Origin of the sequence: Vogesella indigofera, from assembly GCF_028548395.1 — a bacterium.
In the GTDB taxonomy this organism is placed as follows: domain Bacteria; phylum Pseudomonadota; class Gammaproteobacteria; order Burkholderiales; family Chromobacteriaceae; genus Vogesella; species Vogesella indigofera_A.
On sequence record NZ_JAQQLA010000004.1, the window covers coordinates 772,966 to 793,649 of the forward strand.

Genomic DNA, 20,684 nt, shown 5'->3' on the forward strand with positions numbered 1-20,684 from the left:
TGCGGCCAACCTTGCCCAAGGTTGGCTGCATTGTCTTTTCCGTGTCGTCAGGCGCGGCGCAAGGGCCGTTCACCGTCCGCGACAATCAGGCAAGAACGCCGATGAAAACCGGCGTTAACCCAAGAAAGTCGCCCGTTCACGGCGTTGCCCACGCCACTGCGCCAATACGCGGCAGGCGGCAGCCCGCTGGCTAGTCGTGATCGGATGGTGCCGCGTCGGTGGCGTGGCGCTGGCTACGGAACCACTGCGCGGCACTGCCCGTCCACGCCAGGTACAGCGCCAGCGCGTCCAGCAGCAACACCAGCGCGTCGGCGCCGTGCTGCCACCACGGCAGCGCCGTCGCCAGCTGGCTCAGCCACGCGAACAGCGACAGCAGCAGCCAGCCGCTGAGCGCCAGTCGCGCCCACGGCCGGCCGCGCGCCAGCTCCCACACTACCCACGCCGACAGGCCGTAGGCCAGCACCACGAAGGCCAGCAGCCGCGCCAGCTCCACCAGCGGCAAGGCGCTGCCCAGCCATAGCCGCTCGCCCAGCTGCGTCACCGCCCCCAGCAGCAGCGACAGCCACAATAACTGCGCGCTGCGGCGCAGGCGCAGCGGTATTTCGGCAAACCCGAACCGGTATTCCATGACATAGACTCACTCAGACCTGAAGCGCGCATTACAACGCGTTGCGCACGCCGCTGCAAATCGTCATGCGGCGGCGCAAAACTTCATGCGAGAATCCCTTATCGCGACTTCGTCACCCAGCGTATGCCCAGCCTCCCGCGCTTTTCCCTGTCCAGCCTCACCGCCAAGACGCTACTGCTCAGTGCCGCACTGTGCCTGCTGCTGCTCGGCCTCGGCGCGCTGGAGCTGGCCTCCTCCTACCGCAGCGCGCTGAAGCAAGGCTTCAACCAGGCCCGCGTCACCAACCTGCTGCTGTCGGAGTGGATACAGCGCGAATTCCGCGAAATCGACCTGATCCAGAGCGCGCTGGCCAAGCAGCTCGGCGCCGCCGACTTTGCCGCCACCAGCGACAGCCCGGCGCGCAGCGCGCTGGAGACGCGGCTGGTGCGCGCCATGCACGGCATGCCGCAAGCCTACGACCTGATCCTGGTCGACCGCGACTGCAAGCTGGTGCTGTCGTTCAAGGTGTCGCCCGGCTTTGACGCCAGCGAGCGCAGCTACTGCAAGGCGATGCTGGCCAACAACCGCGACGACCGCTTCGTCAGCGAACGCTTCCACACCGTCGGCGGCGACGACGTGGTGCTGGCCACGCAGCGGGTGCGCGGCGACGACGGCAAGGTGATCGGCCTGATCGGCAGCGCGGTGCGCGTCGAGCACTTCCAGACCCAGATCAACCGCGCCATGATCGGCAACCGCTACGACGTGCTGATCTTTGCCGACAAGCAGCGCCAGCTGCTGGCACGCCAGCCGATGCTGCCGAAACTGCCGACGCAGCCGGTGCCGGACCCGGAAGCCGAGGCGATGATCCGCAACAATCTGAGCGAGGCACAGTACGAGGTGACCTCGATCTTCGACGGCCGCCGCCGCCTGCACGCCACGCGCCAGATCGAGCACCTGCCGGTGATCGTGTCGGTCGGCATCGACAAGGAAACTCTGCTGGAGCCGTGGTGGAGCAAACTGGTGCTGTTCCTCACCAGCTGGCTGGTGATGGTGCTGCTGATCGTGTACGCCACCCGCCGCTACCTGCACAACGTGGCGCTGAGCGAGGCGCTGTCGATCCGCAGCGCGGCGATCGACTACGCCGCCGAGGCCATCGCCATCGCCGACGGCAACGGCGTGGTGCAGTACATCAACCCGGCATTCAGCAGCATGTCCGGCTACCGCCTCGACGAGGTGCGCGGCCAACGCCAGCTGGCTCAGTTGCTGCTGGAACAGCAGCCGGAGCTGCAGGAGCAGCTGGCGCAGGCGATCCACGACGGCAAGAACTGGCGCGGCGAGCTGACCAGCACCCACCGCGACGGCCACACCTGCGTCGAGACGGTGTCGGTGGCGCCGGTGCGCGACCAGTACAACGAGCTGCTCCACATCGTCGCCATCAAGTACGACATCAGCGCCGCCAAGAAACTGCAGGCCGACCTGGAACGCCTCGCCAATACCGACGAGCTGACCGGGCTGTACAACCGCCGCCAGTTCCTGCAGCGGGCGCAGGAGGAAATCGCGCGCGGCCAGCGCTGGCAACGGCCGCTGTCGCTGGCGATGCTGGACCTCGACTTCTTCAAGCGCCTCAACGACCGCTTCGGCCACGGCTTCGGCGACGAGGTGCTACGCCGCTTCGCCTCCTGCATCCAGTTCAACGTGCGGCTGGAGGATGTCTGCGGCCGTCTCGGCGGCGAGGAGTTCGCCATCCTGCTGCCGGACACCGACCGCTACAACGCCAGCCTGATCATGGAACGGGTGCGCGAGGCGGTGGAGCAGATCAGCCTCGACAACCCGCTGGGCGGCGAGGCGGTGCGCTTCACCGTCAGCATCGGCATCAGCGAGCTGTACCCGGGCGAGGAAACGCCGACGCCGCTGATCGCGCGCGCCGACGCCGCGCTGTACCTCGCCAAACAGGAAGGCCGCAACTGCGTGCGCACCGGCTGAGAGCCTGTTCACGTTCCGGGACCTGCGGCCAACCCTGGCCGCTGCGTTCCGTCTGATCCACGTCAAACCCGCTTGCCGCCGGCGCGGCTGTGTCCTGCCGATCGCGCCGCTCTGTGCCTGTTGCCGCCACGGAACGCCGCCTAAGCTCGGGCATCGTTTCTCTTTGGGTCCGCATCATGGCAACGCCCCTGCACTTCGTCTCCAGCAAAGTCTACCCGCGCCTCACCGGCGGCCGTTTCAACAGCCTGCGCGTCGCCTTCGTCGTCATCACCCAACTGCTCTACTTCGGCCTGCCGTGGCTGAACTGGGGCGGGCAACAGGCGACGCGCTTCGATTTCGACAGCATGCGGCTGTACCTGTTCGGCCTGACGCTGCTGCCGCAGGACTTCATCTACCTGGCGGCGGCGCTGATCGTGGCGGCGCTGGGGCTGTTCCTGTGGACGATGCTGGCCGGGCGGCTGTGGTGCGGCTTTTCCTGTCCGCAGACGGTGTACACCGAGATCATGATCTGGATCGAGCGCTGGGTGGAAGGCCCGCCCAACCAGCGCCGCAAGCGCGACGCCGCACCGTGGGGCGCGGAGAAAGTGCTGCGCAAGGGCACCACGCAGCTGCTGATGGCCGCGTTCTCGCTGTGGACCGGCCTGACCCTGGTCGGCTATTTCACGCCGATGCGCGAGCTGGCGGCCAACCTCGGCGCCGGCCACATCGGGGTGTGGGAGGCGCTGTTTGCGCTCAGCTACGGTGGCTTCACCTGGCTGCTGGCCGGCGTGCTGCGCGAGCAGGTGTGCAAGCACATGTGCCCGTACGCCCGCTTCCAGGGCGCGATGTTCGACCGCGACACGCTGCTGGTGGCCTACGACGACAAGCGCGGCGAACCGCGCGGCGCGCGGCGCAAGCAGCACGCCATCATCCCGATTGCGGCCAATGTTGGCCGCGACGACAAGCCGCAGGGCGCCTGCGTCGATTGCGGGCTGTGCGTGCAGGTGTGCCCGACCGGCATCGACATCCGCGACGGACTGCAGTACGAGTGCATCGGCTGTGCCGCCTGCATCGACGTCTGCGACGAGGTGATGGACAAGACCGGCCAGGCGCGCGGCCTGATCCGCTTCAGCACCCAGCACGCGATGGAACAGCAGCAGCCGCTGCCGTTGCTGCGGCAGCGGCCGCGCGCGCTGGTCTACAGCGGCCTGCTGCTGGCCATCGTCGCGCTGTCGGCCACCGGCCTCGCGCTGCGGGTGCCGTTCAAGGTCGACATCCTGCGCGACCGCGCGGTGATGCAGCGCGAGAGCAACGACGGTTACATCGAGAACGTCTACAACGTGCGCATCATGAACACCGAGCGCGACAGCCGCCGCTACCAGCTGCAGGTGGAAAGCACCGGCCTGGTGCGGGTGGAGGCACCGCCGCTGCAGGTGGCCGGCGACAGCGTCACCAGCTTCAACGTCGCGCTGGTCGCCGATCCGGCGCTGCTGCCCAGCGGCAGCCACACCGTCAGCGTGCGCATCGTCAACCTCAACGACCCGAGTCAGGTGCTGCACGAGGAAGCACGACTGCTGATGCCGTAAGCGCCGGTTCACGATCTCGCGCGCTCAAACGAGACAAGGCGAAATCGGCTGGGGAAGCGGCGTTCAGGCAGACACCAACCAGCGTGCCGCAGCCGTCTGCAACGCCGTATCGCCCCGTTCAGATCAGTTGCGAACCGGTACTAAGGACGACAAGGTTGGCCGTAACGCTCAGCCCTGGCGCAGCGCGCGCGCCAGCCAGTCCAGCGCCGCCTGCTGCCGCAGCGGATCGAAATAGCTGGCGTTCAGCCGCAGCGCGCGGCGGCCGGCCTCGCCCGGCAGGCACAGGGTGCCGGGCGCCAGCACGATGCCCGCGCGCTCGGCCTCGGCCGCCAGCTGCACGCTGTCGCACGGCAGCCGTTCCAGCCACACGAAATAGCCACCCTCCGCCGCGCGCAGCACCACGCCGTCCGGCAGGCGCGGCTGCAACGCCGCCTCCAGTGCACGCACCTTTTGCGCCAGCTGGCCACGCAGGCGCGCCAGCAGCGGCAGGTGGCGGCCGCCGGCCAGCAGCTCCGCCAGCGCCAGCTGGTTGGGCAGCGGCGACGCCAGCGTGTGCGCCAGTTTCAGCCGCCGCACGATGTCGGCGTAGCGGCCCGGCGCCAGCCAGCCGACGCGGTAGCCCGGCGCCAGCGACTTGGAAAAGGTGCTGCACAACAGCACGCGGCCGTCGTGGTCGAGCGCCTTCAGCGGCTGCGGCACCGCGTCGGCAAAACCGAGATGGCGATAGGCGTCGTCCTCGATCAGCGGCACATCGAACTGCTGCGCCAGCGCCAGCAGCGCCTGCTGGTTGGCCGCCGACAGCGAGCGGCCGTGCGGGTGACAGAACGCGCTCATCAGCGCGATGGCGTGCACCTCGCCGGCGGCCAGCGCCCGTGCCAGCGCCGCCAGCGGCAGGCGGTCGTCGGCATCCGCCACCAGCGGCAACACGCGCACGCCGTGCTCGCCCAGCCAGCCGAGCAGGCCGGGAAACGCCGGCAGCAGCACCGCGACGCAGGGGTCGGCGATGCCGTGGGTGACCGCGGCGATGGCCAGCGACAGCGCCTCCATGCCGCCGCAGGTCACCAGCACGTCGTCGGCCTGCAGCCGCCAGCCCTCTGCGTGCGCCTGCTGCGCGATCTGGCGACGCAGCGCGGGCAGCCCGGCCAGCGCCGGCTCCGCCAGCGCCTGGTCGTAGCGGCGCATGGCACCGATGAAGGCGTGCGTCAGCGGCCGGGTGTCGTACAGCGCGGTGTCGATGAAGGGCGCGCCCAGCGGCGCGGCCAACCTGTCGGCGCCGTGCAGCGCGCCGGCGGCGACCACGTAGCCGCTGCGGGCGTGCGCCTCGACGTAGCCCAGCCGCTCCAGCTCGTAGTAGGCGCGGCGCGCGGTATTGAGGCTGACCGCGTGCTGCGCCACCAGCTGGCGCAGCGAGGGCAGCGCATCGCCGGCCTGGTAGCTGCCGTGTTCGATGCTGTCGATGACGTGCTGGACGATGGTGCCGTATTTGCTCAAGAGGTGTGCTCGTTTGCCGGGGCGGAGCCGCCATTATGACGCTTTGCCGCCGTCGCGGGCAGCGCCGGCACCACGCCGCCGCGCTGGCGGAACACGCGCGGGGTGACGCCGGTGAGGCGGCGGAAGAAGCGGATGAAGTAGGCCGGCTCGGCAAAGCCGAGTACGTCGGCGATCTGGCTCACCGTCAGCACGGTATAGATCAGGTTGCGCTTCGCCTCCAGCAACTGGCGCTGGTGCACGATCTGCAGCGCGCTGTGCCCGCTCAGGCGGCGGCAGACGCTGTTGAGATGGGCGCTGGTGACGCCCAGCTGCCGCGCGTAGCGGCTGACCGGCCAGTGCGCGGCGTAGTGCTGTTCCACCAGCGCCGAGAATTTCACCAGCTGCGGCTGGCCGCGGTCGGGGCGGTCCTCGCTGCTGGCCGCCTGCGGCAGCTGCCGGCTGAGCAGCACCACCAGTGCGCACATCAGCGAGCGCAGCAGCACGTCGCGGCCGGCGGCGGGGGTCGCGTATTCGCGGGCGATGGCGAGGAACAGCGCGTCCAGCTCGGCGTCGGCGGCGTAGCAGCCCGGCTGCTGCAGCAGGGGCGGGCAGTTGGCCAGGCACTCCTGCAGCCACGCCACCAGCGGCGCCGCCAGGGTGATGATGTAGCCGTCGATGCTGTCGTGAAACTGGAAGCCGTGCACGCACATCGCCGGCACCACCTGGATCACCGGCACCGCCACCGGCGTGCAGTGCTCCTCGATGAACAGCGTCGCCGGGCCGCGCCGCACGTACAGCAGCTGGTACAGGTCGGCGTGGCGGTGCTGGTCGATCTCCCAGCCGTGGCGCTGGCTGCGGCTGGAGATGCTTTCACAGTGCAGCAGGTCCGGCGTCGGCCACGCCGCGCCCTCGCCATACAGCTTGAATACCGGAATGTCCCTGCTGTGCTGCAACATCATATTCCCCGTGCGCTTCTGCGAAAAGTCCTGTTTTTTTACCTGAAATTGCCTGTTATGTCGCCCGCTGCTGACCAAAAATACCGTCACACCAGCCCGAGTGCTGGGCTATACACAGCAAAAAGCAACACAAGAGGAACGCGATCATGAAAACACAAGTCGCCATCATCGGCGCCGGCCCGTCCGGCCTGCTGCTGGGCCAATTGCTGCACAAGGCCGGCATCGACAACATCATTCTGGAACGCCAGACCCCGGATTACGTGCTGGGCCGCATCCGCGCCGGCGTGCTGGAACAGGGCATGGTCAACATGATGCGCGAGGCCGGCGTAGCCGAGCGCATGGACCGCGAAGGCCTGGTGCACGACGGCATCGAGTTGATCTACAACGGCAAGCGCGACCGCATCAACCTGAAGGAACTGACCGGCGGCGACACCGTGGTGGTGTACGGCCAGACCGAAGTCACCCGCGACCTGATGGAAGCACGCGCCGCCTGTGGTGCCACCACCATCTACGAAGCGGCCAACGTGCAGCCGCACGAGCTGAAGGGCGAAAAGCCGTACATCACCTTCGAGAAAAACGGCGAAACCGTGCGCCTGGACTGCGACTACATCGCCGGCTGCGACGGCTTCCACGGCGTGTCGCGCAAGAGCATTCCGGAAGACGTACTCAGCCACTTCGAGCGCGTGTACCCGTTCGGCTGGCTGGGCCTGCTGTCCGACACCCCGCCGGTGAACGAGGAGCTGATCTACGCCCAGCACGAGCGCGGTTTCGTGCTGTGCAGCCAGCGCTCGGAAACCCGCAGCCGCTACTACCTGCAGGTGCCGCTGACGGACAAGGTGGAAGACTGGTCCGACGAGCGCTTCTGGGACGAGCTGAAAACCCGCCTGCCGCAGGACGTGGCCGACAAGCTGGTGACCGGCCCGTCGCTGGAAAAGAGCATCGCCCCGCTGCGCAGCTACGTGGTGGAGCCGATGCAGTACGGCAAACTGTTCCTGGTCGGCGACGCCGCCCACATCGTGCCGCCGACCGGCGCCAAGGGCCTGAACCTGGCCGCCTCCGACGTGTGCTACCTGTACCGCATCCTGGTGAAGGTGTACCAGGAAGGCCGTACCGACCTGCTGGAAAAATACTCGGAGCTGGCACTGCGCCGCATCTGGAAGGCCGAGCGCTTCTCCTGGTTCATGACCAACCTGCTGCACGACTTCCCAGATGCCGACGCCTTCGACAAGCGCATGCAGCGCACCGACTACGACTACTACACCAGCTCACCGGCCGGGCTGAAGACCATCGCCGAAAACTACGTCGGCCAGCCGTTCGACGAAGTGGACTGAGCCACCGCTTACATCCCCTCTGATGATGATTGCCAGCCCCGGCCCTGCCGGTGCTGGCTTTTTTTGCGCCGCGCTCCCTGATCCGGCGTGGCGCCGCCCTGGCGGGCCTGTTGCCCCGTCTGTGGCAACGCGCCTTGGTGCAGCTACGCGGCGAGGCCTTGTCCGCCGCACTGGACTGGCTCCGTGGCAGCGGCAGAAAGTGGCACTGGGCAAGGGGCCAGCCGGGCGGCAACATCAGGGCCAATCCCAAGCCCGGAGCCTGCCATGCCCCTGTACCAGCCCCCGTCCTTTGCCGCTGCGGCCAACGTTGGCCGCAATCTCGCCGCCGAGTTTCCGTTTGCCACACTGCTGACCCAGCAGCAGGACACGCCGTGGCTCAGCCACCTGCTGTTGCTGCCCGATCCGCACGACGCGGACTGCCTGCTCGGCCACCTCGCCGCCGCCAACGGCCACAGCGCCGCGCTGCTGAACGCGCCCAGCGTCGCCATCTTTCACGGCGAGCACGGCTATGTGTCGCCGCGCTGGTATGTCAGCACCGGCATGGTGCCGACCTGGAACTACCGCGTGGCGCACGCCCACGGCCAGGCCGAGGCGGTCAGCGGCGACGAGCTGACGGCGCTGCTGACGCAACTGGCCGCCCGTTTCGAAGGTGCCGACGGCTGGACGCCGGCGGCGCTACCGGCCGCGGCGCTGGCGGCGATGCAGCGCGCCATCGTCGGCTTCCGGCTGCGGGTCACGCGCTGGGAGGTGAAGGAAAAGCTGAGCCAGAACCGCAAGCCGGAAGACGTGGCCGCGGTGATCGCCGCGCTGCAGGCAGGCGACGGCGAACAGCGGCAGCTGGCAGCGCGCATGGCAGAGCGCCAATAAGCCCCGCTAGCAAAACCTCGCCGCGCAGCTGAACCAAGGCACCGACGCAGACAGTAGCCGTCGTACGGCAAGGAGGCGCAAAGCAGGATCAGGGTTTGGGTGAGTGGCGCCCGGTCAGCCGACGCCGAGGCGGGCGTACACCTGCTGCCGCGTCTGCGCGATCAACCGCGCCAGCTCGCCGCTGTCGCGCATCTTGCGCAGTTCGCGGTTGAAGCGGGCGATCAGCTCCGCCGCCTGCGGATGCTTGCGCGACACCGCCACGCACAGCGGTGTGGTCCAGTACTCGCGCGCCTGCGGCACCAGCTGCCGCGCCTGCTGCTGTCGCAGCGTGCTGCGTGCCAGCAGCTGCCCGGCCTCCCACTCCATCGGGAACAGGTCGATGCGGCCGGCCAGCAACTTGCGCAGGTTGCTGCCGTCGTCGCTGGCGATGTCGACCTTGAGCACGCCCTGCTGCTGCAGGCTGCTGAAGGCATCGGAATAGAAATTGCCGGCGGTGATGCCGAAACGGTAGGGCGCGAGATCGGCCAGCGTCTGCCACGGGTAGCTTTCGCCGGCGCGCTGGAACAGCACCATGCGGAACGGCATCACCGGCTCGGAAAACAGCAGGTCGCGCAGCCGCTCCTCGTTCGGCGTCCAGCCGAGGCTGCCGTCGACATCGCCGTTGCGCGCCAGCTGGATGGCGCGATGGTTGGGATACCAGTCGTAGCGGACGCTGACATTGCCGCGGCGGAACACCTCGCTCACCACCGCCGACAGGATGCCGCCGCGCGGCAGCTGCTCGCCCATGAACGGCGGGTAGGCCTGGTTGGAAAAGCGCACCTGCAGTGGCGCCTCGCCGGCCAGCAACGGCAGCGGACACGCCAGCAGCAGCAAGAGCATGAAATTGCGGAACAACGTCATATTCACCCCGGTCTGCGCCATTTTGCGTTGCACAGCAGCCTATCGTAAGCAGAAGCTGTCGCCAAGCGGCAATAATACCCGCCGCCACGGGCGCAGGCGGGGCAAAAGCGGTACACTGCCGGCCTTGACCGCAACCTTCCCCAGCGAAAGCCCGCCATGGCACTGAAAGCTACCATCTACAAAGCCGACCTCACCATTTCCGACATGGATCGCGGCTATTACGACAGCCATAGCCTGACCATCGCGCAGCACCCGTCGGAAACCATCGAGCGCATGATGCTGCGCATCGCGGTGTTCGCGCTGCACGCCGGCGAATACATGGCCTTCACCCGCGGCATCAGCGACGACGACGAGCCGGACCTGTGGCACAAGAATTTCAGCGACGAGATCGAAGAGTGGATCGAGCTGGGCGAGCCGGACGAGAAGCGGCTGCGCAAGGCCTGCGGCCGTGCCGCCAAGGTGTGGCTGTACACCTACGGTGGCCGCGCCGCCGACATCTGGTGGCAGGGCATGGAAGGCAAGGTTGGCCGCTTCGACCACCTCAACATCTTCAGCATCACGCCGGAAACGCTGGCCGAGCTGGCCACGCTGTGCGAGCGCAGCATGCAGCTGAATGCCACCATCCAGGACGGCACGCTGTGGCTGTCGTCGGAAAAAGGCAGCGTCGCGGTGACGCCGCAGCGGCTGTACGGCAGCGGGGAACGCTGAGCGGCACTCAGCCGGCCTGGTGCGTCGCCATCAGCCGCACGAAGCCGCGCCGCGCCAGCGCCACGCCGTCGGCGCTGTCCAGCAGCTGCCGGTCGTGGTGCGCGCTCTGCACCAGCCCGAACAGCATGAAGGCCAGCAGCGCCACGTCGCAATCCGCCGCCAGCTCGCCGGCGTCACAGGCCTGCTGCAGCAGCCGCTGCAGCGTGTCGCGCTGCCAGCGCTGGCCGGCGACCAGCGCCTCGCGCACCGCGCCGGGCTGGTCGTCGAATTCATAGGCCGCCGCCAGCAGCGGACAACCGCCCGGGTAGCGGCCCTGCTCCATGCGTGCAAGCCAGCCGTCGAACAGCGCCGTCAGCCGCGCCATGCCGCGCGGCAGCGCCAGCGCCGGCTGCACCGTCTCGGCGACGAACTGCGCCTGTGCCGCCTGCACCACCGCCAGCTGCAGCGCCTCCTTGCTGCCGAAGTGGGCGAACAGCCCGCTTTTCGACAGGCCGCTGGCCGCCGCCAGGCTGCCGATGGTCAGCCCGCTGACGCCGACCTGGCTGGCCAGCGCCAGTGCCTGTTGCAGAATTGCCTCTCTCGTTGCCGCCTTTTTCGTCATCGCTGCTTGCCTTGCCGCTGTCTTCGTGCAAAATAGCACGATCGTTCTATTTTAGGAATCACACTCATGACCGCATTCAGCAAAGTCGTCGAGGTCCGCTGGGCCGATATCGACGCCAACCAGCACATGCGCCACAGCGCCTACGCCGACCTGTGCACCCACACCCGGTTGGAGTGGCTGCAGGCGGCCGGCTTCGGCGCCGACGAATTCAAACGCCAGGGCTTCGGCCCGGTACTGTTCCGCGAAAGCACCGATTATCGCCGCGAGGTGAACCTGGGGGAACGCCTTAGCATCAATGTGCTGATCGCCGCCGCCAGCCCGGACAACAGCCGCTGGCACATTCGCCAGGAAATGCGCAAGGCGGACGGCACCCTGGCCGCGGTGTACGAGGTGACCGGCGCCTGGCTGGACCTGCGCAGCCGCAAGCTGATCGCGCCGCCGCCGGCGCTGGCTGACATCCTCGCCGCCCTGCCGCGCAGCGCCGATTTTGCCGCGCTGCCATTGCCGCAAAGCGCCTGAACGGAGCCGCCATGACGCTCGCCGCCAATCTCGCCATCGCCGTGGTCGCACTGCTCCATGTCTACATCATGGTGCTGGAAATGTTCTTGTGGACGCGCCCGGCCGGGCGTCGCGCCTTCGGCCTGACGCCGGAATTCGCCGCCGCCAGCCGCGTGCTGGCCGCCAATCAGGGCTTGTACAACGGCTTTCTTGCCGCCGGCCTGCTGTGGAGCCTGCTGCCGGGCAGCCCCGCCGCCATCGCGCCCTTCTTCCTCGGCTGCGTGATCGTCGCCGGCGTGTTCGGCGCCGCCACCGCCAGCCGCAAGATCCTACTGGTGCAGGCATTGCCGGCAGCCGTGGCGCTGGCGCTGTGGTGGCTGGCCTAAGAACGTGTTCACGATCTCGCGAGCTAGAGCGAGACAAGGCGAAAATGGCTGAGGAAGCGGCGTTTATCCAGATATAAACAAGCATGCCGAAGCCGTTTTTAACGCCGTATCGCCGAAGCGCAGCAGATCGTGAACAGGTTCTAACGCACAGCCGGGGTTGGCCGCAATATGTGGCGGCAGGTTGCGGCGACGCCACACCGGCTGCGACAGCGGTGGCGGTATCAGCGTACAATTCCGCCATTCTCGGCCGGGGCAAGATGACCACCGGCCGCACTTTTTTCAGGAATTGCGAGAAGCCATGTCCACACTGCTGCCCCTGCTGCAAGCCGCCGATGCCCAGCGCACCGCGCTGCTGGCGCAACTGCAAGACGAAAACACCAATGCCTACCGCCTGTTTCACGGCAGCGTCGAAGGTCGCGACGGCCTCACCATCGACCGTTACGGCGATGTGCTGCTGATCCAGACCTTCCACACCCCGCTCAGCGACGAAGAGCACCAGACCATCCTCGACCACTACGCGCCGCTGGGCCTGCACGCGGTGTACAACGACCGCAGCGGCAGCAATTCGCGCATCGGCAACGCGCTGAGCGAGGAAGAACTGGTCGAGGCGCAACAGCCGCGCGTGATCAGCGAGCTGGGCGTCAACTACCACTTCGAGGCGCGTCACGACGGTCAGGACCCATGGCTGTTCCTCGACCTGCGCGCCGGCCGCCGCCGCGTGATGCAGCTGGCGGAAGGCAAGAGCGTGCTCAACCTGTTCGCCTACACCGGCGGTGTCGGCGTCGCCGCCGCCAAGGCCGGCGCCAGCTTCGTGATGAACGTCGACTTTGCCGAATCCAGCCTGCGCGTGGCGCGCGGCAACGCCAAGCTCAACACCCTGGCCACCCGCCCGCGCTGCGTGCAGAGCGACTTCTTCCCGGCCATCCGCCAGCTGTCCGGCCTCGGCCAGGCGAAGATGGTGCGCGGCAAGAAAATGCCACCGTTCCAGCCGCTGGAAGCGCGCCAGTTTGACCTGGTGTTCCTCGATCCGCCGCGCTACGCCAAGAGCCCGTTCGGCGTGGTCGACCTGATCAACGACTACGCCGCGCTGTTCAAGCCGGCGCTGCTGACCACCGCCGAGGGCGGCATCATCATCTGCTGCAACAACGTGGCGCAGGTCGATGCCGACGCCTGGCTGGACCAGCTCAAGCGCAGCGCCGCCAAGGTTGGCCGCACCGTGCGCGACGTGGAGTGGATTACCCCGGAAGCCGACTTCCCGTCGTTTGACGGCAAGCATCCGCTGAAGATGGCGCTGCTGCACGTCTAAGCGCCGCCCCACTGCCAGCCGCGACAGCGCCCGCCGGGCGCTGTCCCTGTTTCAACGACCCGAGATCGAGCACGACCCTCATGAGCCAGCCGCTGACCTATCTGCAAGCCTATCCCGCCGAACTGCTGGACAAGGTGCGCGCGCTGCTGGACCAGGGCCAGCTCGGCCAGTGGCTCGCCCGCCGCTATCCCGAGCGCCACGACGCCGGCACCGACCGCGCGCTGTACGACTACGTGATGGCGCTGAAGCAGCGCTACCTGAAGAACGCGCCGCCGCTGGCCAAGGTGCAATACGACAACAACATGCACCCGGTCAACGGCACGCTGGGCACCAATGCCTTCGTGTCACGGGTGCAGGGCGGCAAGCTGAAAGCCAAGAACGAGATCCGCATCGCCACCCTGTTCCGCGAGGCGCCGGAGCCGTTCCTGCAGATGATCGTGGTGCACGAGCTGGCGCACCTGAAGGAAAAGAACCACGACAAGGCGTTCTACCAGCTGTGCTGCCACATGCTGCCCGATTACCACCAGCTGGAGTTCGACACCCGGCTGTGGCTGACCGCGCGCGAGCTGGAACGCTGAGGCGACAAGGTTGGCCGCAACGCCTTGCGGCCAACCCTGGTCCTGCTGACATCGCCCATCCGCTCGCCTACAATACGCACCCTGTTGATTTGACAACGATTTGCGGCACTACCCGCCGCCCATGAAAGCCCGATTATGTTGCGACTCGCCGAAATCAAGCTGCCGCTTGACCACCATGACTCCGCGCTGCGCGAGGCCGTCTGTGCCCGCCTCGGCGTGCCCGACAGCGCCATCCGCGCGCTCACCGTTTTCAAGCGCAGCTACGACGCGCGCCGCTCCTCGCAGCAGCTGATCTACATCGTCGATCTGGACATCGCCGGCGAGGACGCGCTGCTGAAAAAATTCAAGGGCGACCCGCACGTCGGCGCCACGCCGGACATGAACTACTACTACGTCGGCCAGGCGCCGGCGACGCTGCCGTGCCGGCCGCTGGTGGTCGGTTTCGGCCCCTGCGGCATCTTCGCCGCGCTGATCCTGGCGCAGATGGGCTTCAAGCCCATCGTGCTGGAACGCGGCAAGGAAGTGCGCCAGCGCACCAAGGACACCTGGGGCCTGTGGCGCAAGAACGTGCTGAACCCGGAATCCAACGTGCAGTACGGCGAAGGCGGCGCCGGCACCTTCTCCGACGGCAAGCTGTACAGCCAGATCAAGGACCCGCGCTACCTCGGTCGCAAGGTGATCGACGAGTTCGTCAAGGCCGGCGCACCGGAGGAGATCGTCTACGTCGCCAAGCCGCACATCGGCACCTTCAAGCTGGTGACCATGGTGGAGAAGATGCGCGCCACCATCATCGAACTGGGTGGCGAGATCCGCTTCGAGCACAAGGTCACCGACCTGCTGCTGGACGGCGACGGCGACCAGCAGCAGCTGCGCGGCGTGGTGCTGGATAACGGCGAACAGCTGCTGTCCGAGCACGTGGTGCTGGCGCTGGGCCACAGCGCGCGCGACACCTTCGAGATGCTGCACGCGCGCGGCGTGTACATGGAAGCCAAGCCGTTCTCCATCGGCTGCCGCATCGAGCACCCGCAGTCGCTGATCGACAAGGCGCGTCACGGCAAGCACGCCGGCCACCCTATCCTCGGCGCCGCCGACTACAAGCTGGTGCACCACGCCAAGAACGGCCGCGCGGTGTACAGCTTCTGCATGTGCCCGGGCGGCACCGTGGTCGCCGCCGCCTCCGAACCGGGGCGGCTGGTCACCAACGGCATGAGCCAGTACTCGCGCAACGAGCGCAACGCCAACTCGGCTCTGGTGGTCAGCATTACGCCGGAAGACTACCCGGGCGACGGCCCGCTGGCCGGCATCGCGCTACAGCGGCAGCTGGAAGAGCTGGCGTTCAAGCTCGGCGGCGAGAACTACGAGGCGCCGGCGCAGCTGGTCGGCGACTTCCTCGCCGGCAAGCCGTCGACGCAACTGGGTGAAGTGGAGCCGTCGTACCAGCCGGGGGTGAAGATGAGCGACCTGGCCAGCATCCTGCCGCCGTACGCGGTGGAGGCGATGCGCGAGGCGCTGCCGGCGTTCGACCGCCAGATCCGCGGCTACGCGATGCACGACGCGGTGCTGACCGGGCTGGAGACGCGTACCAGCTCGCCGCTGCGCATCACCCGCGGCGACGACCTGCAGAGCCTGAACGTGCGCGGCCTGTATCCGGCCGGCGAAGGCGCCGGTTACGCCGGCGGCATCCTGTCGGCCGGCGTCGACGGCATCCGCATCGCCGAGGCGGTGGCGAAAAGCATGCTCGGCCTGCACTGAACCCGTACCGGCCATCCCTGTCGAAATGCGGCGCGCCCGGCTGGCGCGCCGCATTTTTTGCTGCGACCGCCTGGCGGCCGTGGTAAAACGCCCGTATGCACACGAGTCACGTCACGGCAATTGTTAGTCTGACGTGCTAAAACCAAGGTTGGCCGCAGGGCCACACACCGGTCCTTGCCACCAACCGGGTCATAACCAGCGCCCGGCACGTATCGGGCGCCTACCTGTTGAAACCCTTGCTTGCAAAGGAACTACCGTGAAGCTTTCCATCAAATCGCTGGCCATCGCCAGCCTCGCCGTCGCCGTTACCGGTTGTGCAGTCAATCCGCAAACCGGCCAGAGTGAAATGAGCAAGACCGCCACCTACGGCCTCGGCGCCGCCGCAGCCTGCGGTATCGTCGGCGCGCTGACCCATGGCGGCAAAGGCGCACGCAACTCGGCACTGGCCTGCGGCGCGCTGGGTGCCGGTGTCGGCGCCTACATGGACTACCAGGAAAAACTGCTGCGCGAAAAACTGGCCAACAGCCAGGTGCAGGTGCAGCGCGTCGGCGACCAGATCAAGCTGGTAATGCCGGAAAACATCACCTTCGCCACCGGCAGCGCCACACTGGGCAGCGGCGCGGTGAAGACGCTGGGTGACGTGGCCGGCGTGCTGGCACAGTACGCCGACACCACCATGGTGGTGGCCGGCCACACCGACAGCACCGGCAGCCAGGCGCTGAACCAGAGCCTGTCCGAGCGCCGTGCCGCCGCCGTGGCCAGCGTGCTGCAGCAGCGTGGCGTCGCCGCCGCGCGCATCCGCAGCGTCGGTTACGCCTCCAGCCAGCCGGTAGCCGACAACGGCACCGCCGAAGGCCGCGCCAAGAACCGCCGCGTCGAAATCGCCATCGATCCGATCAAGCAGTAAGCCGTCAGTACGGCCGCCACCGCCCCTGCCGCCATGCGCCAGGGGCGGTTTTTTTTGCGCTCAGCGCGGCGGAATGGAGTAGGTGCCGCTGACGTGCGCCACCGGCTCGGCAGCGCCGTCGGAGTACAGCAGCACCTCGCCCACCGCCAGCCGCTGCCCCAGCTTGAGGATGCGGCCTTCGGCGATGATGTCCGCCGGCGGCGGCTTGCGCAGGAAATTGATGTTGAGGCTGGTGGTCACCGCCAGCTCCACCGGGCCGATCATGCCCAGCACCACCGCATACAGCGTGGCATCGGCAATCGCCATCTGCGCCGGACCGGCGACGGTACCGCCGGGGCGGGTCTGCGCCGGGTCGAACCGCATGCGCAGCCGGGCCCGGCCGTAGCCGATGTGCTCGCAGCGGATGCCGAACAGCGCGCACAGCGGCAGCGCCTCGTCGATCAGCGCCTGAAAGGCCTGCGGGGTCATGCGTGCTGCCGTGTCGCCATGCATCATCTGCCATCCCTGACTACAGTGAAGTAAGCAGCTTAACAGCCGACCACGTTGGCCGCAGGCTTTGCGGTATCATCGCCGTCCCTTTCCCTTATCCAGCGAGCCGAACATGAGCGACATCACGCCCGTTACCCCCAAGCCCTGCCACAAGTGCGGCGCCCCCGCCGAGGTGGTCAAAGCCGGCTCGCGCCGTTTCTGGGTGCAGTGCTCGCGCTACGCCGGCCAGGGCACCTGCTCGGCGATCGGCTCGCAGGCCGACAATCGCAAGGAAGCGATCGCCAACTGGAACAAGATCCGCTGAGCCATGCCGACAGCGGATGCGGGCATTGTGCCGGCCATGGTCTAGCATGAAATCAGGATACGGTCGGAGATGCCTGTGCGCTTTTTCCTGTTCTGCCTGCTGCTGAGTGCGGCACTGCCGGCGCTGGCCGGCGGCTGGCGCGTGGTCGGCGACGAGCAGTTCGCGCCGTACAGTTTCCAGTACGGCGAAGACCCGCAGCCGCGCGGGCTGGACGTGGAAGTGGTGCAGGCGGTGCTGCACGAGGCCGGCATCGAATACCAGCTGCGGCTGTATCCGTGGGCACGGGTGAAGCAGATGCTGGCGCTGGGCGATGCCGAGATGGCGTTCCAGTTCGCCGGCACCCCGGAACGCAAGGCGCAGTACGAGCTGGTCGGCCCGCTGCGCAGCGGCGCCACCGTGTTCATGACCACGCGCAAGCTGCCGCTGGTCGACTGGCGCCGGCTGGACGATCTGGCGCCGTATGTCGTCGGCCAGGTCAGCGGCTACGCCTACGAGGCCGCCTTCGACAGCTTCGCGCTGGTGCGCGACAGCAGCGCGCAGAATCCGCGCCAGCTGGTCGCCATGCTGCTGGCCGGCCGCATCGACATCATCGTCGGCGACCGCCTGCAACTGATGCACTTCGTGCGCGAACAGCGAGCAGAACAGCAGGTACGCATCCTGCCGCGCCCGCTGGTGGAAATGCCGCGCTATGTCGCCTTTGCCAAGGGCGACAGCGCGCGGGCACAACGCTTTGCCAGCGCGCTGCAGCGCCTGCAGCGTGCCGGCAAGCTGGACGCCATTTACCGGCGCTGGGGCTTGTAAGCGCACCCGCTCCGGACAGGAAGGGGGACGCCATGCGACATCTGTCTTTGCTGCTGTGCCTGATACTGGGTGCGACACCCACGTTGGCCGCCGAGCCGCCGCCGGTACCCGGCTGGCAGGACTACCACGACGGCAAGCTGGCCAGCGCGCGCCAGCACTTCGAGGAGGCCGCCGGCGCCGGCGACCGCGTCGCCGCCTTCAATCTGGCGATGCTGTACTGGCGCGGCGAGGCCGTCGCCACCAGCAAGCCCAAGGCGCTGTACTGGCTGCGCCGCGCCGCGGAGAAAGAGCTACCGCAAGCCGAACACGCGCTGGGCATCCTGTACGAGAACGGCGACGCGGTACCCAAGTCGCTGACGCGCGCCACCTACTGGTTCGACCGCGCGGCCAACCACGGCCTGATCGTGGCGCAGATCGACCTCGGCACCCAGTTCTTCCTCGGCCGCGGCGCGCCGCAGGACTACGCCCGCGCCGCCTACTGGTATGAAAAGGCCGCGGAGCAGGGTGACGCCGGCGCGCAATACCTGATCGCCAGCATGTACGAGTACGGCCACGGCGTGCGCCGCGACCTGGAAAGCGCGATCCGCTGGTACGCCAAGGCCGGGGTGCAGGGCGATGTCGCCGCCACGCTGAAGGCGATCGAGCTGGCGAAACAGATCAGCGGCCAGGCACTGTAGCCGGCGGCCGGCAGCATGCAAAACGGCGGGGAAACCCCGCCGTTTTGGTCTGCGACGCGTTCAGCCGAGGCTGAGCACCGTCTCGTCGTCCTCCGCCTCCTCACCGAGGAAGCCACCGCTCTGGTGCGCCCACAGCCGTGCGTACAGGCCGCCGCGCGCCAGCAGGCTGGCGTGGTCGCCTTCCTCCACGATACGGCCCTTGTCCAGCACGATCAGGCGGTCCATCGCCGCGATGGTCGACAGCCGGTGCGCGATGGCTACCACGGTCTTGCCCTCCATCAGCCGGTACAGGCTGCGCTGGATCGCCGCCTCCACCTCCGAATCCAGCGCGCTGGTGGCCTCGTCCAGCAGCAGGATCGGCGCGTCCTTCAGCATCACCCGTGCAATCGCCACCCGCTGCCGCTGGCCGCCGGACAGCTTCACGCCGCGCTCGCCGACGTGGGCGTCGTAGCCGCTGCGCCCTTTCGGGTCGGTCAGCGTCTGGATGAATTCGTGCGCCTCGGCACGCTCGGCGGCGGCGATCATCTGCGCGTCGCTGGCGTCGTTGCGGCCGTACAGCAGGTTGTCGCGCACCGAGCGGTGCAGCAGCGAGGTGTCCTGCGTCACCATGCCCACCTGCGCGCGCAGGCTGTCCTGCGTCACCTGCGCGACGTCCTGGCCGTCGATCAGGATGCGGCCGCTTTCCACGTCGTAGAAGCGCAGCAGCAGGTTGACGATGGTGGACTTGCCGGCGCCGCTGCGGCCGACCAGGCCGATCTTCTCGCCGGGGCGGATGGTCAGCGACAGCTCGTCGATCACCGTGCGCGTGCCGCCGTAGCTGAAGCTGACCTGCTCGAAGCGCACCTCGCCGCGGCCAACCTTGAGCGGCAGCGCCTGCGGCGCGTCCTTGATCGCCACCGCGCGCGACAGGGTGTTGATGCCGTCCTGCACCGTGCCGATGTGCTCGAACAGGCTGGACATCTCCCACATGATCCAGTGCGAGATGCCGTTCAGGCGCAGCGCCATCGCGGTGGCCGCCGCCACCGCGCCGACGCCGACCGCGCCGCGCGTCCACAGCCACAGGGTGGCGCCGGCGGTGCTGGCGATCAGCAGCATGCTCAGCAGGTGGTTGACGATCTCGAAGCCGCTGACCAGCCGCATCTGGCGGTAGGCGGTGGCCAAGAATTCCTGCATCGCGCCGCGGGCAAAGCCGGCCTCGCGCTGGCCGTGCGAGAACAGCTTCACGGTGGCGATATTGGTGTAGGCGTCGGTGATGCGCCCGGTCATCAGGCTGCGCGCGTCGGCCTGCGCGCTGGCGGCCTTGCCCAGCCGCGGCACGAAGTAGGCCAGCGTCGCCACGTACAGCAGCAGCCAGCCGATGAATGGCCACAGCAGCGCGGTATCGAAGCTGCCGACCACCGCGATCATGGTGACAAAGTAGATCACCACGAATACCAGGATATCGGTGACGATCATCACCGTGTCGCGTACCGCCAGCGCGGTCTGCATCACCTTGGCCGACACCCGGCCGGCGAACTCGTCCTGGTAGAAGCTCATGCTCTGGCCGAGCAGGTGGCGGTGGTAGATCCAGCGCAGCCGCATCGGGAAGTTGCCGGCCAGGCCCTGGTATTTGCACATCGCCTGCAAGGCGATCAGCAGCGGGCTGGCCAGCAGGATGCCGGCCAAGAGCAGCAGGTTGTGCTTCTGTTCCTGCCACAGCAGCGCCGGCGGCACCTTGCCCAGCCAGTCCACCACCGAGCCGAGCATGGAGAACAGCAGAGCCTCGAAGGCGCCGATGCAGGCGGTGAACGTGGTCATCGCCAGGATCAGTGGCCGCGTGCCGGCGGTGGCCGCCCAGATGAACGGAAAGAAGCCTTGCGGCGGTTGCGCGGGCGGGGTCTCCGGATACGGATTCACCCGGCTTTCGAACCATGACAACATAAAGAACACTCCTTTTCCCGACATAACAGCAAGGTTATGCCAGTACAGGTTATAAAACGGGCCAATGACAATAGCGTT

The 20,684-nt window shown here is 67.7% G+C and carries 21 protein-coding genes; 14 read left to right on the plus strand and 7 right to left on the minus strand.

Features of this window, described 5'->3' with window-relative positions; all coding sequences use genetic code 11:
- Window positions 1-190: 190 nt before the first annotated feature.
- A complete protein-coding gene (locus PQU89_RS09385; RefSeq protein ID WP_272765584.1) occupies window positions 191-628 on the minus strand; it encodes a hypothetical protein in 438 nt (145 codons plus the stop codon).
- 123 nt (window positions 629-751) lie between these two features.
- On the opposite strand from PQU89_RS09385, the gene PQU89_RS09390 reads away from it, so the two are divergent.
- Both PQU89_RS09390 and ccoG read left to right on the plus strand, forming a co-directional pair.
- On the plus strand, window positions 752-2,590 hold the full coding sequence (locus PQU89_RS09390; RefSeq protein WP_272765585.1) for a diguanylate cyclase: 1,839 nt from the start codon (window positions 752-754) through the stop codon (window positions 2,588-2,590).
- Between the two features lie 176 nt (window positions 2,591-2,766).
- Window positions 2,767-4,155, plus strand: a complete 1,389-nt coding sequence (gene ccoG, locus PQU89_RS09395) for a cytochrome c oxidase accessory protein CcoG (RefSeq protein ID WP_272765586.1) — start codon at window positions 2,767-2,769, stop codon at window positions 4,153-4,155.
- A 168-nt stretch (window positions 4,156-4,323) separates the two neighbouring features.
- Here ccoG and PQU89_RS09400 read toward each other — a convergent pair whose 3' ends face one another.
- Window positions 4,324-5,646 (minus strand): aminotransferase-like domain-containing protein, encoded by a 1,323-nt coding sequence (locus PQU89_RS09400; protein ID WP_272765587.1) that lies wholly within the window; start codon window positions 5,644-5,646, stop codon window positions 4,324-4,326.
- Window positions 5,643-6,584, minus strand: a complete 942-nt coding sequence (locus PQU89_RS09405; RefSeq protein WP_272765588.1) for a helix-turn-helix domain-containing protein — start codon at window positions 6,582-6,584, stop codon at window positions 5,643-5,645. Before PQU89_RS09405 ends, PQU89_RS09400 begins: the two co-directional genes overlap by 4 nt.
- Before the next feature lie 143 nt (window positions 6,585-6,727).
- On the opposite strand from PQU89_RS09405, the gene pobA reads away from it, so the two are divergent.
- Both pobA and PQU89_RS09415 read left to right on the plus strand, forming a co-directional pair.
- Entirely contained in the window at window positions 6,728-7,912 is a 1,185-nt protein-coding gene (gene pobA, locus PQU89_RS09410) for a 4-hydroxybenzoate 3-monooxygenase (RefSeq protein WP_272765589.1), read from the plus strand.
- A 264-nt stretch (window positions 7,913-8,176) separates the two neighbouring features.
- Window positions 8,177-8,779 carry an FMN-binding negative transcriptional regulator gene (locus tag PQU89_RS09415; protein ID WP_272765590.1) on the plus strand — a complete coding sequence of 201 codons (603 nt, stop codon included), beginning with the start codon at window positions 8,177-8,179 and terminating at the stop codon, window positions 8,777-8,779.
- A gap of 114 nt (window positions 8,780-8,893) precedes the next feature.
- On the opposite strand, the gene PQU89_RS09420 is transcribed toward PQU89_RS09415, so the two are convergent.
- Window positions 8,894-9,679 (minus strand): substrate-binding periplasmic protein, encoded by a 786-nt coding sequence (locus tag PQU89_RS09420; RefSeq protein ID WP_272765591.1) that lies wholly within the window; start codon window positions 9,677-9,679, stop codon window positions 8,894-8,896.
- A gap of 156 nt (window positions 9,680-9,835) precedes the next feature.
- Between PQU89_RS09420 and PQU89_RS09425 the strand changes: the two genes are divergently transcribed.
- Window positions 9,836-10,387 carry a YaeQ family protein gene (locus PQU89_RS09425; protein WP_272765592.1) on the plus strand — a complete coding sequence of 184 codons (552 nt, stop codon included), beginning with the start codon at window positions 9,836-9,838 and terminating at the stop codon, window positions 10,385-10,387.
- 7 nt (window positions 10,388-10,394) lie between these two features.
- Here the strand turns inward: PQU89_RS09425 and PQU89_RS09430 are convergent, their stop codons facing one another.
- Window positions 10,395-10,988, minus strand: a complete 594-nt coding sequence (locus tag PQU89_RS09430) for a TetR/AcrR family transcriptional regulator (RefSeq protein WP_272765593.1) — start codon at window positions 10,986-10,988, stop codon at window positions 10,395-10,397.
- A 66-nt stretch (window positions 10,989-11,054) separates the two neighbouring features.
- On the opposite strand from PQU89_RS09430, the gene PQU89_RS09435 reads away from it, so the two are divergent.
- The 6 genes from PQU89_RS09435 (at window position 11,055) to PQU89_RS09460 (ending at window position 16,415) form a co-directional block, all read left to right on the plus strand.
- Entirely contained in the window at window positions 11,055-11,507 is a 453-nt protein-coding gene (locus PQU89_RS09435; RefSeq protein WP_272765594.1) for an acyl-CoA thioesterase, read from the plus strand.
- A gap of 11 nt (window positions 11,508-11,518) precedes the next feature.
- Window positions 11,519-11,872 (plus strand): DUF1304 domain-containing protein, encoded by a 354-nt coding sequence (locus PQU89_RS09440; RefSeq protein WP_272765595.1) that lies wholly within the window; start codon window positions 11,519-11,521, stop codon window positions 11,870-11,872.
- Window positions 11,873-12,170: 298 nt separating this feature from the next.
- Window positions 12,171-13,178: a class I SAM-dependent rRNA methyltransferase gene (locus PQU89_RS09445; RefSeq protein ID WP_272765596.1), complete on the plus strand. Its 1,008-nt coding sequence runs from the start codon at window positions 12,171-12,173 to the stop codon at window positions 13,176-13,178.
- 80 nt (window positions 13,179-13,258) lie between these two features.
- Window positions 13,259-13,756: a M48 metallopeptidase family protein gene (locus PQU89_RS09450; protein WP_272756338.1), complete on the plus strand. Its 498-nt coding sequence runs from the start codon at window positions 13,259-13,261 to the stop codon at window positions 13,754-13,756.
- Window positions 13,757-13,891: 135 nt separating this feature from the next.
- Window positions 13,892-15,508, plus strand: coding sequence for an NAD(P)/FAD-dependent oxidoreductase (locus PQU89_RS09455; RefSeq protein WP_272765597.1), 1,617 nt, complete (start codon window positions 13,892-13,894; stop codon window positions 15,506-15,508).
- 256 nt (window positions 15,509-15,764) lie between these two features.
- The gene (locus PQU89_RS09460) at window positions 15,765-16,415 is read left to right on the plus strand and encodes a YiaD family glycine zipper/OmpA-like lipoprotein (RefSeq protein ID WP_272765598.1); all 651 of its coding nucleotides are present in this window, start codon (window positions 15,765-15,767) and stop codon (window positions 16,413-16,415) included.
- A gap of 60 nt (window positions 16,416-16,475) precedes the next feature.
- Here PQU89_RS09460 and PQU89_RS09465 read toward each other — a convergent pair whose 3' ends face one another.
- Window positions 16,476-16,910: a PaaI family thioesterase gene (locus PQU89_RS09465; RefSeq protein WP_272765599.1), complete on the minus strand. Its 435-nt coding sequence runs from the start codon at window positions 16,908-16,910 to the stop codon at window positions 16,476-16,478.
- A gap of 106 nt (window positions 16,911-17,016) precedes the next feature.
- Between PQU89_RS09465 and PQU89_RS09470 the strand changes: the two genes are divergently transcribed.
- The 3 genes from PQU89_RS09470 (at window position 17,017) to PQU89_RS09480 (ending at window position 18,686) form a co-directional block, all read left to right on the plus strand.
- Window positions 17,017-17,208 (plus strand): Lar family restriction alleviation protein, encoded by a 192-nt coding sequence (locus PQU89_RS09470; RefSeq protein ID WP_272756334.1) that lies wholly within the window; start codon window positions 17,017-17,019, stop codon window positions 17,206-17,208.
- A 69-nt stretch (window positions 17,209-17,277) separates the two neighbouring features.
- Window positions 17,278-18,009 carry a substrate-binding periplasmic protein gene (locus tag PQU89_RS09475; protein WP_272765600.1) on the plus strand — a complete coding sequence of 244 codons (732 nt, stop codon included), beginning with the start codon at window positions 17,278-17,280 and terminating at the stop codon, window positions 18,007-18,009.
- A gap of 32 nt (window positions 18,010-18,041) precedes the next feature.
- Entirely contained in the window at window positions 18,042-18,686 is a 645-nt protein-coding gene (locus PQU89_RS09480) for a tetratricopeptide repeat protein (RefSeq protein ID WP_272765601.1), read from the plus strand.
- Window positions 18,687-18,746: 60 nt separating this feature from the next.
- Here the strand turns inward: PQU89_RS09480 and PQU89_RS09485 are convergent, their stop codons facing one another.
- Window positions 18,747-20,606, minus strand: a complete 1,860-nt coding sequence (locus tag PQU89_RS09485; RefSeq protein WP_272765602.1) for an ABC transporter ATP-binding protein — start codon at window positions 20,604-20,606, stop codon at window positions 18,747-18,749.
- Window positions 20,607-20,684: the final 78 nt, after the last annotated feature.